The organism is Streptomyces sp. NPDC002088 (assembly GCF_040296605.1).
Lineage (GTDB): Bacteria > Actinomycetota > Actinomycetes > Streptomycetales > Streptomycetaceae > Streptomyces.
On the sequence record NZ_JBEOXO010000045.1, the window covers coordinates 41,702 to 53,332 of the forward strand.

Annotated in this window: 11 protein-coding genes and 1 pseudogene; 4 read left to right on the forward strand and 8 right to left on the reverse strand. The window is 68.5% G+C overall.

The window, feature by feature from the left end; genetic code table 11:
- Window positions 1–15 precede the first annotated feature (15 nt).
- The 4 genes from ABT114_RS47065 to ABT114_RS47080 are packed head-to-tail and all read right to left on the reverse strand — an operon-like array spanning window position 16 to window position 3,830.
- Window positions 16–582 carry a carboxymuconolactone decarboxylase family protein gene (locus ABT114_RS47065; RefSeq protein ID WP_351152605.1) on the reverse strand — a complete coding sequence of 189 codons (567 nt, stop codon included), beginning with the start codon at window positions 580–582 and terminating at the stop codon, window positions 16–18.
- Between the two features lie 50 nt (window positions 583–632).
- The gene (locus ABT114_RS47070) at window positions 633–1,490 is read right to left on the reverse strand and encodes a carbohydrate ABC transporter permease (protein ID WP_351152607.1); all 858 of its coding nucleotides are present in this window, start codon (window positions 1,488–1,490) and stop codon (window positions 633–635) included.
- A gap of 13 nt (window positions 1,491–1,503) precedes the next feature.
- A complete protein-coding gene (locus ABT114_RS47075) occupies window positions 1,504–2,496 on the reverse strand; it encodes a carbohydrate ABC transporter permease (protein WP_351152610.1) in 993 nt (330 codons plus the stop codon).
- A gap of 8 nt (window positions 2,497–2,504) precedes the next feature.
- Window positions 2,505–3,830 (reverse strand): ABC transporter substrate-binding protein, encoded by a 1,326-nt coding sequence (locus ABT114_RS47080; RefSeq protein WP_351152613.1) that lies wholly within the window; start codon window positions 3,828–3,830, stop codon window positions 2,505–2,507.
- A gap of 330 nt (window positions 3,831–4,160) precedes the next feature.
- Between ABT114_RS47080 and ABT114_RS47085 the strand changes: the two genes are divergently transcribed.
- Window positions 4,161–5,855, forward strand: coding sequence for a carboxylesterase/lipase family protein (locus ABT114_RS47085; RefSeq protein WP_351152616.1), 1,695 nt, complete (start codon window positions 4,161–4,163; stop codon window positions 5,853–5,855).
- Between the two features lie 49 nt (window positions 5,856–5,904).
- Here the strand turns inward: ABT114_RS47085 and ABT114_RS47090 are convergent, their stop codons facing one another.
- Window positions 5,905–6,213 carry a substrate-binding domain-containing protein gene (locus tag ABT114_RS47090; protein ID WP_351152619.1) on the reverse strand — a complete coding sequence of 103 codons (309 nt, stop codon included), beginning with the start codon at window positions 6,211–6,213 and terminating at the stop codon, window positions 5,905–5,907.
- Window positions 6,214–6,296: 83 nt separating this feature from the next.
- On the opposite strand from ABT114_RS47090, the gene ABT114_RS47095 reads away from it, so the two are divergent.
- Window positions 6,297–6,662: a hypothetical protein gene (locus ABT114_RS47095; RefSeq protein ID WP_351152621.1), complete on the forward strand. Its 366-nt coding sequence runs from the start codon at window positions 6,297–6,299 to the stop codon at window positions 6,660–6,662.
- A 47-nt stretch (window positions 6,663–6,709) separates the two neighbouring features.
- On the opposite strand, the gene ABT114_RS47100 is transcribed toward ABT114_RS47095, so the two are convergent.
- From ABT114_RS47100 to ABT114_RS47110, 3 genes and pseudogenes are all read right to left on the reverse strand, one after another.
- The gene (locus ABT114_RS47100) at window positions 6,710–7,249 is read right to left on the reverse strand and encodes a GNAT family N-acetyltransferase (RefSeq protein ID WP_351152624.1); all 540 of its coding nucleotides are present in this window, start codon (window positions 7,247–7,249) and stop codon (window positions 6,710–6,712) included.
- A 357-nt stretch (window positions 7,250–7,606) separates the two neighbouring features.
- Window positions 7,607–8,248: an HAD family hydrolase gene (locus tag ABT114_RS47105; RefSeq protein WP_351152626.1), complete on the reverse strand. Its 642-nt coding sequence runs from the start codon at window positions 8,246–8,248 to the stop codon at window positions 7,607–7,609.
- A 220-nt stretch (window positions 8,249–8,468) separates the two neighbouring features.
- A pseudogene (locus ABT114_RS47110) lies at window positions 8,469–8,846 on the reverse strand (transposase); the annotation flags it as partial.
- A 225-nt stretch (window positions 8,847–9,071) separates the two neighbouring features.
- On the opposite strand from ABT114_RS47110, the gene ABT114_RS47115 reads away from it, so the two are divergent.
- Together ABT114_RS47115 and ABT114_RS47120 are read left to right on the forward strand one after the other, a co-directional pair.
- On the forward strand, window positions 9,072–10,673 hold the full coding sequence (locus ABT114_RS47115; protein ID WP_351152628.1) for an alpha/beta hydrolase: 1,602 nt from the start codon (window positions 9,072–9,074) through the stop codon (window positions 10,671–10,673).
- Between the two features lie 441 nt (window positions 10,674–11,114).
- Window positions 11,115–11,631: FAD binding domain-containing protein (locus ABT114_RS47120; RefSeq protein WP_351152631.1), on the forward strand; the 517-nt coding region annotated here is incomplete at its 3' end.

Sequence of the window (11,631 nt, forward strand, 5' to 3'; positions counted from 1 at the left end):
TTTCTCCCGAGGGGGTCAGGGGTGGAGCCGCTGGAAGCCGCGGACGTCAGGGAAGGGCGGTTCACGGTCGGGCCGCAGGTCCACCTGGAAGGTGTTGAGGATCAGGGCGAGCGTCGTGAAGGTGCCGAGGGAGATGACCAGGTCGACGAGTGCGGGTTCGCCGAACTCCTTGAGCGCGCCCGCATACGTGTCGTCGTCGACGAAGTGCTCCAGCAGCGCCTGGCTCGCGAACCGGTGCAGAAGCTCCTCGTCGGACCGGGCGAACCGGGGTTCCTCGCCACGGGCCAGCCGCTCCAGTGCGGCGCGGTCCACGCCGGCCGCCACGGCCTTGTCGACGTGGGCGATCCACGAGTGCTGCGCGTCGAAGCAGCGCGCGGCGACGAGCAGGGCCAGTTCGCGCAGCCGCTCGGGAAGCCGGGATTCGCGTGAGCAGTAGGAGCTGAGTTCCTCCACCAGCTCTCCCGGGCGAGGGCTGTGGAGCAGAGCCCCGAAGGGACCGTGGACCCCGCCGCGGCGAGCCGTGAGACCCGACTTGAGCCGGGTCTGCTCCTCGGTCAGGTCGTGCAGGGGTGTCAGGCGCATGGATGCCTTCCGATGAAGTCGGGGTTCTGAGTAGGTCTACGGAAGGTTGCTCAGCCGGTCACGCCTCCCTCGGTGAGCCCGCTCAGCACCCGTCTCTGCAGCACGACGTAGATGAGGATCAACGGCAGGCTGGTGAGCACGACATGGGCGAAGACCAGGTTCCAGGCGACGCCGTGCGTGGACGTCGACGCGAACTGGTACAGCGTCAGCGGCAGGGTGGCCCGCTCGGATCCACGCAGCAGGAACAGCGCGAAGTAGAAGTCGTTCCACACCGAGATGATCAGCATCACCGCGCCGGTGAACAGCACCGGCGTGAGCATGGGCAGGACGATCCGCCAGTAGATCTGCCACTTGTTCGCCCCATCGAGCTGCGCCGCCTCCTCGAAGTCGTGCGGCAGGGTGCGTACGAAACCGGTGGTCAGGAAGATCACCACGCCGAGCCGGGTTCCGGCGATCACGAGCATGTAGCCGAACTGCGTGCCGTTCAGGCCGAGTTGGGTCAGCACGTAGATCGTGGGAATGATCGCGGGTGGCAGGACGATGGACAGCGCCGAGGTGTAGTACGCCAGCCGCAGCGCCCGGGACCCGGACCGGCCGTACGACCAGGCAGCCATCGACCCGAGCAGCAGTACGGCGAGGATGGTCGGAGCGGCCAGCAGCAGGCTGTTGCGCAGCCCGAGGAAGTACGAGCCCTGTTCGATCACCGTGCGGTAGTTGGCGCCGGCGTTCCAGTGCTCGGGCCAGCTCAGCGACAGGACGCTCGAATCACCTTGCGTCTTGAAGGAGTTGACGATCAGCAGCCAGAACGGGACGGCGATCCAGGGGATGGCGAAGAGGGTGAGGAACAGGTAGCGGACGCCGGTGCGCAGCCGCCCTGCCGTCTTGGGGGTCAGGTGGGTCGTAGTCACATCTGTACCCCTGTCACATCTGTACCTCTCGTCGGCGCAGCCAGCTCATGAGCGGGACGGCGGTGACGATCACCATCAGGGTGACGACGAAGCTCAGCGCGCTCGCCGTGCCGAAGAAGCTCTGCCCGTACTGCGTGTAGACGGCGACGTTCAGCAGCGTGGTGGCGTCACCGGGACCGCCCGCGGTGGTGGAGAAGACGACGTCCAGTGCGCTGAACGCGCCGACGAGCGAGACGGTGACGTTGAACGTCACGGCCGGCGCGAGCAGCGGAAGCTTGACCGACCAGAACCGGCGCCAGGCGCCCGCGCCGTCGAGGGTCGCCGCCTGGAGGACCTGTTCGGGGATCCGGTTCAGTCCGGCGATGTACACCAGCGTGATCAGTCCGCTCAGTTTCCAGGCGTCGATGGAGGCGACCAGCAGGAGCGCGGAGGTGTCGTGCCCGAGCCACGCGTAGTGGAAGTCGCCCGGCAGCACGGCCGACAGGAAGGCGTTGACCGGGCCGTGCTCGTCCAGGACCGCCGCCCAGATGTAGCCGGCGGCCAGCGGGGAGATGAGGACAGGGACGAAGAAGAGCGAGCGGAAGACCGTGTTGACGCGGCTGGTGCGCTGCAACGCGGTGGCCAGGGCGAGACCGACGGCGTTCTGTACCGCCATCGCGGTGACGGCGTAGACGGCCGTCACCGTGATCGCGTGCTTGAGGAGGCCGACCTGGTCCAGCAGTTCGAAGTTGCTCAGACCGGTCCACGTCAGCGTGCTGCTGTAGCCGGTCCACTGTACGAACGCGAAGAACGCGTTGGCGACGAACGGGACGACGAAGAAGACGAGCACCAGGCAGATCGAGGGCAGCGCGAAGGCGTAGTGGTACAGCCTGCGACGCGGGTGCAGGAGGGAGCGGTCCGTCGGCCGACTTCCGCCTTTTTGGGGCCGGTTGAGTCCCGGCCCGCCACCGGTATCGGTCTCGGCGGCCGGGGGCGCATGGCGACGTGAGGTCATCTCGCTGCTCACCAGCCGCGTCACTGCTTGGCCGCGGCCGCGGCCTGCTGGTAGAACGCCTGCATCTTCTTCGCCGTCTGCTGGGGCGTCTCCTGGGCGGCCAGCAGCTTGGAGGACTCGGGGCCGAAGTTGCCGAAGCCCGGGATCTCGGAGTTGAAGGAGAGCGTGGAGCCCTGGTCGTACGCCTTCTTCACATCCTGGAGAAGCCCCTGCAGTTCGGGCGTCGTGACACCGGACAGCGTCGGGATGATCTTTGCTTCCGCGACGTAGTCCGCGTACCCGTCTCCGGTGACGAACTCGATGAAGTCGACCGCGGCGCGCTCCTTCTGTGAATCGCCGGTGCTCGGCACGTAGTAGGTGCCGAGGGGGCTGGGCGCGTAGGTGGTGACCGCCTTGGTGGCCGAGACGCCGACGAAGCCGACCGCCGCGTCGGCCTTGGCGGTGTCGCCGTTCGCGTCGGCGTTCAGCAGACCGATGCTGTCCGAGTTCTGCGCCACCATCGCTGCCTTGCCGTCGAGGACCGCCTTCATCTGGTCCTCCCACTTGGCGGTGGTGCGGTCCGCGTTGAAGCAGCCTGCCTTGCGCAGCTGGTCGTAGGCGGTCAGACCGGCCACGAACGGGCCGTTCGCGTCGCTTAGTTCGGCCTTGCCGGTGAGGACCGCGGTGTCGTACGTCTGGTTCTCGTTGGTGTCGGCCAGGTAGTTGAAGGCGCTGAGGATCTGCGGCGGCCACTGGGAGCCGCCCGCCTCGAAGATCGGGGCGACACCGGGCGTCTTCGCCTTGAGGACCTTGCAGTCGGCGGCCAGGTCGGCGTACGTCTGCGGAGGTTCCAGGCCGGCCTTCTCGAAGACCTGCTTGTTGTAGAAGATCCCCGAAATCGACAGGGGGCCGATCGTGGCCGCGTAGGTCTTGCCGTCGACGCTGCCGGAGACGTCGGCCAGGTCGCCCTCCTTCTGCACGAAGGGGAGTTCGCTCAGATCGAGCATGGTTCCGGCGGCGTTGAGCGAGAGCGCATCGGTCTGGTTGCCGTGCCACTCCAGGATGTCCGGACGGGCGCCGGTGGCCCACTTGGTCTGCACGGTGCTGGGGAAGCTGTCGGCCGGAATGTCGACCAGCTTGATCGTGTTGCCGGACTTCTTCTCGTACGCCTTGTACAGGTCCAACAGAGCCTGCGAATCGGCTGTGTTGTGCCACAGCGTGAGCGTCACACCCTTGGGCGCGGCCCCGTCGGTGCTGGCCACCTTTCCGGCCTGCGCGGCCGTTCCCCCACCCGAGCAGGCGGACACCGTCAGCCCGATGACGAGCGCTGCGCCCAGCACACGGGAACGTCCACTGCTTCTGCTCATGCCAGTCCTCCACGTCAAACGACCTTGCGGGGCCGTCACGTTAGGACGGAGCCAAGCGGAGCCGTCCACCTCGGGAGCGAATGCTTAAGTTGCGGATTCGGGATGCTGGCCACGAAAAGTGAAGGCAAGTGCCTCACCCCGTCCAAGCCCGGCGCTGTCAACCGCATGGAACGCAACTTGAGGGTGCGCAGTGGAAGCTGTGAGTCCATGTGACACCGCTTGTTGCACTTCTTGAAACGACCACAGCATGAGACGACTCAACCGAAGACGGGACGGACGCCGAGCCGTGCGTCTGGAGCGTCCGTTCCTCCATTGCGACAGGGAGCCCCTGTGAGCTTGAGAGACGTCCCCCACCCCGACCACGACACCGAGGGCATCGGCCGCCGCCGTGTACTCGGGAGCGCCGTCGGCGCCGCGGCCGGCGCCACTCTGCTGGGCGGCCTGACGGCCGGGCCCGCATCGGCCACCTCCCGCGCCGCCGCCGACCGTCCGGTGCGCACGCGATCCGGCCTGGTGACCGGTGTCCCGGCCGCCCTGGACGGGATCACCGTCTACAAGGGCATCCCTTACGCGGCCTCGACCGCCGGCGAGAACCGCTGGCGCGCGCCGCAGCCCGCGCCGTCCTGGAAGGGCGTACGCGCGGCCGACACCTGGGGCGCCGCCTGCCCCCAGCCGGTCACAGGCATCGCCGCCGAAAAGGTGCCGCCGCTGAGCGAGGACTGCCTGAACCTCAACATCTGGACGGGCGCGGCCGGTTCGCGTGAGCGCCGCCCGGTGTTCGTGTGGATCTACGGCGGCCGCAACTCCGCCATGTGGGCCTCACAGCCGGTCTACGACGGCGCCAACCTGGCCGCCAAGGGCGCGGTCGTCGTCACCTACAACCACCGCGTCGGCGCCTTCGGCAACCTCGCCCACCCCGAACTGAGCGCCGAGGGCGGGCACGGCGGCTCCGGCAACTGGGGCGTGCTGGACACGGTGGCGGCACTGAAGTGGATCCGGGACAACATCGCCGCGTTCGGTGGTGACCCGGACCGGGTGACCATCGCCGGCTGGTCGCACGGCTCGTCGTTCGTCAACATCCTGATGATCTCGAAGCTGGCCCGGGGCCTGTACCACCGGGCGCTGCTGGCGGCGGGCGTGCAGTACACCAAGGACCCGGCGCTCGGCCATGTGGCGGGCGGCTACGACACCCTCGCCGCGGCGGAGGCCAACGGCACCGCGTTCGGCACCTACATGGGCGCCTCCTCGCTGGCCGGCCTGCGGGCGCTGACCGCCGACGAGATCGTGGCGAAGGTCTACGCGTCCGGCGCACCGGCCGTTGGCACCGACTTCGGCAACGTCCTGGACGGCTATGTACTGCCGACCAGCTACACCGCCGCCATGGAGTCCGGCGCCGAGGCCGACGTACCGGTGTTCACCGGCAACAACAAGGACGAGAACGGCGCCTCGGTGACCCTGGCGATGACCGTCGCCCAGTACCAGGCGTACGCCTCGACGACCTTCGGCGACAAGGCAGCCGACTTCCTCGCGCTCTACCCCGCCACCACCGACGCGGAGGCGTCCGCGCAGTACAACAACTACGCGCGCGACGAGGAACGTGTCTCCACCTTCCTGTGGGGCACCCAGTTCCGCAACACCGCCGGGAACCGCAGCCCGATCTACAACTACTGGTGGACCCATGCCCCGCCCGGCTCCGACCCCACCAACCCGATCGAGCCCGCCAACGGCGCCGGCGCGTACCACGGCGCCGAGAAGTACTACCTCTTCGGCAACCTCTACGGCACCGACCGCCCCTGGACCGACGCCGACTACGCGATCGCCGACACCACGTCCTCGTACGTCGCGAACTTCGTGGCCACCGGCAACCCCAACGGCCGCTCCCTGCCCGCCTGGCCCGCCCTGCGTACGACGAAGCCGCTCTCCATGGAACTCGGCGACCACTTCGCCACCCTCCCGGCGGCCGACAGCGACGCCAAGTACGCGTTCCTGAAGGACTATCTGGAGTCCCGGACGACGGCGTATTGATCCTCTGGGACTGAGGGACTGTGGGACCAAGGACGGCGGCGGCCGCGCGTCACGAGGACAGGGCCGTCGCCGTGCGCTCCAACAGGTGGGGACAGTCGCGGTACGCGGATCCCCTGGTGACCAGTTCTGTCGGCAGGGGCGTCGGCTCCTCGCCGCTCAGCACGCGCACCAGCATCCGGGTCGTCTCGCTGCCGAGGGCCACGATGGGCTGGTGGATCGTGGCCAGGGCCGGCTGGGTGTGCTGGGCAGTGAGGATGTCGTTGAACCCGACGACCGCGACGTCCTCGGGGACGGCACGGCCGCGCTGGCGCAGAACGCGCAGGGCACCGGCCGCCATGGCGTCCGAGGCGACGAACACCGCGTCCAGATCCGGGTTTCGTCGAGCAGGCGGGCGGTCGCCTCGGCGCCGCCCGCCTCGCTGAAGTCGGAGTGGACCACACGATGGTCCGTCAGACCGGCCAGGGCGACCGCCTCGCGGAAGCCCAGGTAGCGGGAGACACCCGCGTGCATGTCCTGCGGGCCGGTGACGGTGCCGATGGCGTGACGGCCCGTCGAGATCAGGTCCTCCACGGCCTGGCGGGCCCCACCCCGGTTGTCGGCGTCCACGTACCAGCGCGGGGCCCGGTCCAGGGGGCGGCCTCCGTGCACGACAGGGACGCCCCCTGCCTCGGCCACCTTCGCCAGTGGATCGTTCTCGCGCAGGGCCAGCAGCATGACACCGTCGGCACCGTGGGAGAGGCGTCGCTGCGCCGGCTCCGCACCGACCACCTGGACATTCTGTGGGTGCACCCGCGCGAGGTCGGGTAGCCCGAGGGAGTCTCACCCTCGGGCTACCCGACCTGGCGACCTTGGGCTCAAGCGGACGGTGTGACCGGGGACCGCAGGCCGAGCCACTGCTCGGCGCCCCAGGCCTCGAACCGCTCTACCTCAGTGAACCCCAGCTTCGCCGCGAGACGCATCGAGCCGACGTTGGCAGTCTGGGTGGCGAGCACCACCGGCTCGCCGGGAAGCACGCCTGCGAGCCAGCCGAGTGCCGCCGCGCACGACTCGGCGGCGTATCCGAATCCCCACGCCCGCGGCAGGAACAGGTAGCCGAGATCGGCCTTCCCCGCGGCAGCCGGGCGACGGTGCCCCGTTGCTCTCCTGAGCAGGATCTGGCCGATCATCGCCCCGTCGAGCTCAACGACGAAACTCCCCGGCCACCGCTCGGGCACCTCGGGCATCTCGCGCTCAATCTCGTCACGCGGCCGGGGGCCGCCGAGGTAGGTGTGCACCTCTGGCGAGGCGAGCAGTTCGATGAACGCCGCACGGTCCCGGGCCTCGGGCTCACGGAGTACGAGCCTCTCGGTCCTGATCGGCTCAGGCGGCCAGGTTATGGGTCCCAGATCTTCCATCCGCGCACGCTAACAGGTGGTCAAACCAACCGAACGGGAAACGCTCAACTCCCCGGAGTCACCTCCAGTTCTGCCCTTCGGGCGGTTGCTGGCTGCGGCGTTGGTCGTGGCGACCGTGCTCCTTGAGCCGCTGTCGTGCACTTCCAGCCGACCCGGCTCCCAAACCTCGGGGCCGATCAGCTCGCGAGTCGGCGTGTACTCCACCCGCCACATCGACGTCGAGGGGCTCGAGCGCACCACGCGCGAAGGAACTCACTCCGGATGACGAGGGCGCATGCCGCCGTCGCGATCCGATTGTCGATACGGATCTCGGAGCGTTCGTGGGGCTGACGCCGATGCACGCTGATCAATGCTTCTTCAGTTCACATGACGGACGATGTCCTTCAATTCGATCAGGGCTTCGATGCGATGGCTGGCCTGCGAGAAGTCATGTGATTTTGTGAAGTCGTTATAGACGATGGCGCAATCGATACCGGCCGCCACAGCCGAGTTCAGCCCCCTGGCCGAATCCTCTACAACCAGCGTCTCTTCTTTGGTGGCTCCGAAGCGCTTGAGGCCGGTCAGGTAGGGTTCCGGGTGCGGCTTGGCGAGCTTGTAGTCCTCGCGAACAAGGACAAAATCCATGAATTGTCTCATCTGGCGCTTTTCGTGGATAACTTCAAAATCCCGACGCTTCGCAGTCGTCACGATGGCCATGCGAACGTATTTTGACAGTTCGGCAAGAGCTTCGACGACGCCTTCGATCTCAATGGCTTCTTTTCTCAGATATTCCTGATAATAATCATCGCGAGCCACGCGCTGCCTGCTGATGGTCTGTTCGTCAATGCCTGCCGCCCTGGCTTGGGTCCACGTACCCAATCCCTGGTTCATGTCCCGGAGGTATTGATCCTTATCCAAAGTCAGACCGACGTCCGCCAGGGCGCGTTCGCCGGCCTTGTAATACCAGAATTCGGTATCCACCAGAACGCCGTCGTGATCGAAGAGGATGTACTCTTTCAACGCCTTGGTCCTTTCCGGCAGCTACGGCGAAGCGTGCGGCCGAATCAGTGCTCCATCCACGAGTGAGCCCCCACGTTCGTCGATTTCGAGAGCGAGACAAAGGTGCGGTCACTCGTCAACCACGGGATCAGAGTGTACTGAGGTATCAGGCACCTGATCACGGCGGCAGGGAGCATGGCCACTTGTGACCATTCCATCGAACGCCGAATGGGGTAGCCCGCTATGCGGCTTGGACGAGGTTGTGCAGGCGGGCGATGCCGAGCATGGCGTGGTGGACCCCGTCGCTCCTGAGTCGGCAATCGCGCAGGATCTTCCAGGTCTTCATCCGTGCGAAGACGTGCTCGACGCCGGCGCGCACCTGCTTCTGGTTGCCGACCGCCGCCTTTGCTCCGGACTCGGACCAGGCCTTGCAGTCGTTGCGGTTGCCGGGCACCGGGCGACCCACGACAACAACTTGCTGACTGTCGGCGTCGATGACGACCTGGTGGTTGGTGGCGTACCGATAATTCTTCGACTGCTCGGCGACGGCGTGGTCCCGGGTGGGCACGAGAGTGCCGTCCACGATGAGCACGGTGCCCTCGCGGAACCGCTTTCGTGGATCCCGACGGGGTCGTCCGCTTGCCGTGGGGCCGGGCCGGCACGGAGTCCGTCACGGACTGCGCTGCGCTGCCGAGCCTGCCCGGCACCACAGTGCATCAGGTGAGGGGCGCGGCCGTGAGTCCCGGCCTGAAGTACGTGTGGGTGCACCGGCTGCGTAGGCTTCTGCGAGCGGCGTTTGAGGGGACACGGCGTTCACGTGTGCCGGGAGGTGGGGGACTCGGGGATGGGTGCGCGGAACTGGATATCGGGGTGTTCGGTCTGGCGTGTGCGGTGGGGCGGGGTGTCGGCCGCTCTGGGGCGCCGCGCTGCCGCGGGCCTGCTCGCCGTCGTCGTGGTGGCGGCGGGGACCGGGTGCGATGCCCTCTCGGACCGGGGCTCGGACTCGCGTCCGCCCACGTCGGCCAAGGCGACGAACCCGCCAGCGGGGCTGCCCGCGGCCTTCACCGCCGGCCAGCGGCTCAACTGGTCCGCCTGCCCGGCACCTTCCGCGGCTCAGGGCGGCGGTGACGCTCCGGGCGGTGACTGGGAATGCGCCACCATGAAGGCGCCGCTGGACTACCGAAGGCCCGGCCGCCGCGCGATCGACGTCGCCCTGATTCGCAAGAGGGCCACCGGACCGGAGCGGAAGCGCATCGGTTCGCTCGTCCTGAACTTCGGAGGACCGGGCGTGTCCGGTGTCATGGGGCTCCCCGAGTTCGCGGGCGACTACGCCTCGCTGGGGCAGCGCTACGACCTGGTCAGCTTCGATCCGCGAGGTGTCGGCGGGACCATCCCCGTCAACTGCGGGGAGAAGGCGTACGAGGGCAGCGACGTCTGCGAGAAGCACTCCGGAAGGCTCCTGCCGTACGTCGGCACCGCGCAGACGGCGCGCGACCTGGACCTGATGCGCTATCTCCTCGGTGACCAGAAGCTGAACTACTTCGGTGTCTCCTATGGCACCGAACTGGGCGGCGTGTACGCCCACCTGTTCCCCAAGAACGTCGGCAGGCTCGTGCTCGAAGCCCCGGTCGACCCGACGCAGAACCTTCTGCAGGAAAACATCAGCCAGGTCAAGGCCGTCCAGTCCGCCTTCGACCGCTTCGCGCGCCACTGCGCGGACGCCTACGACGACTGCCCCACCGGCAGCGACCCCGAGCAGGCCGACCAACGCGTCATCGAGCTGCTGGACAAGCTCAAGAAGACTCCCGCCGCCACCGGCGGCGACGAGAAACTCGACGGCGACCTCGCCGCCCACGCCATTTCGAACTACCTGGACCTCGGCAAGGAAGGCTGGGGGCCGCTGGTGAAGGCGCTCCGCGAGGTCATGGAGCAGGGCACCGGCAGCAAACTGATGAAGAAGGCGTACGACCACGCCCCGGGCGCCCGGGCCCTGCCCCGGGCCGGCGCCCGCAGTGAGCCCACAGGAGGCAATGGCACATCCGCCCTTGTCGCGATCACCTGCGCCGACTCCAACCTGCGCCCCGGATACACCCGGGCCGAGCAATGGATCAAGGAGACCGAGGCGGCCTCTCCCGTCTTCGGGGAAGCCTGGTCCCTCAGTGTCTACCTCTGCTACGACTGGCCGTTCCACGGTGAGCGCGCCACCCCCGACGTCAGCGCGGACGGTGCTCCTGCGATCCTGGTCGTCGCCAACACCGGCGATCCGACGACGCCGTACGCGGGAGCCGGGCACATGGTGAGCGAGCTGGGCGAGAAGGTCGGCGTCCTGCTGACCGTGCGGGCCGAAGGCCACGGGTCGTATCCCCAAAACCAGTGCGCGAGCAGGACAGTTGACACCTACCTCCTCGACGGGACACTCCCCGCACGTGACACGACGTGCTCGTGACACAGTGACGTACCGTTCGGCACGGTGCTGGGTGGGCGGGCGCTCCCCGCACCGTTGACGGGCGGCCCGCCGTTTGCGCGCTTGCCGGCTTCAGCGACGTGGCATGCCGGGAGAACTGACCCGTCGTCACGCCTGAGGCCGAGGCAGCGCAGGGAGGGCCCAGGAGCACGCACGTACCGCCTTGGGGTGCCGCAGCTGCAGAAGATCGGCGGGCGCGTCAAACGGGGCCATGGGCGAACTCCTGGATGACGACCTCGTGGGCGTCCGGGAACCGGTGCGCATCCGCGAAGGCGGGTCGGGCGTCGCACAACGTCATCGCAGGTCAGTCCCGCCGAGAAGGCGTCGTCGTCACCGACGCCGTACCGCTCGCGGGCCGGTGCGCCGCCCGCCAGGACGTCCGCGTCGCGTCGCGGCCGAGTGCCCGAGCCCGACCGTCTTGGCGTGGACGCGTCCGGAGCCCTGCACATCGGCGCCGCCGTATGCCAGGCCCGGGCCGCCGCGCACCCCGCGGTGCGCGATGGCTGGCCCCTGCTGGCGGCCGCCAGCGAGCACATCGGGCATCCACAGTTCGGCAACCGCGGCACCGTCTTCGGCAGACTCGCCCACCACGACCCTGCCGCCGAACTGCCCGCCACGGCGCTGGCACTGGACGCCCGTTTCGTCATCGCCGGACCGCGCGGCACCCGCACGGTCACCGCTGAGGACTTCTTCGTCGCGACCTTCCGGACCGCCGTGGAACCGGATGAGCTCCTCACCGAGGTCGTCATCCCGCCTCCGACCGGGCGCGGCTGGGCGTTCGAGGAACTGACCTGCCGCCACGCGACTTCGCCGCCATCGTCGGGGGGGGGGGGGGGGGGCGCGCCCCCCCCCCCCCCCCCCGGGGCCCCCCCCCGCGGGGCGGGAGGGGGGGGGGGGCCCCGGCGGGGCGGCCCCCCCCCCCCCCGGGGGGCCGGCGCCG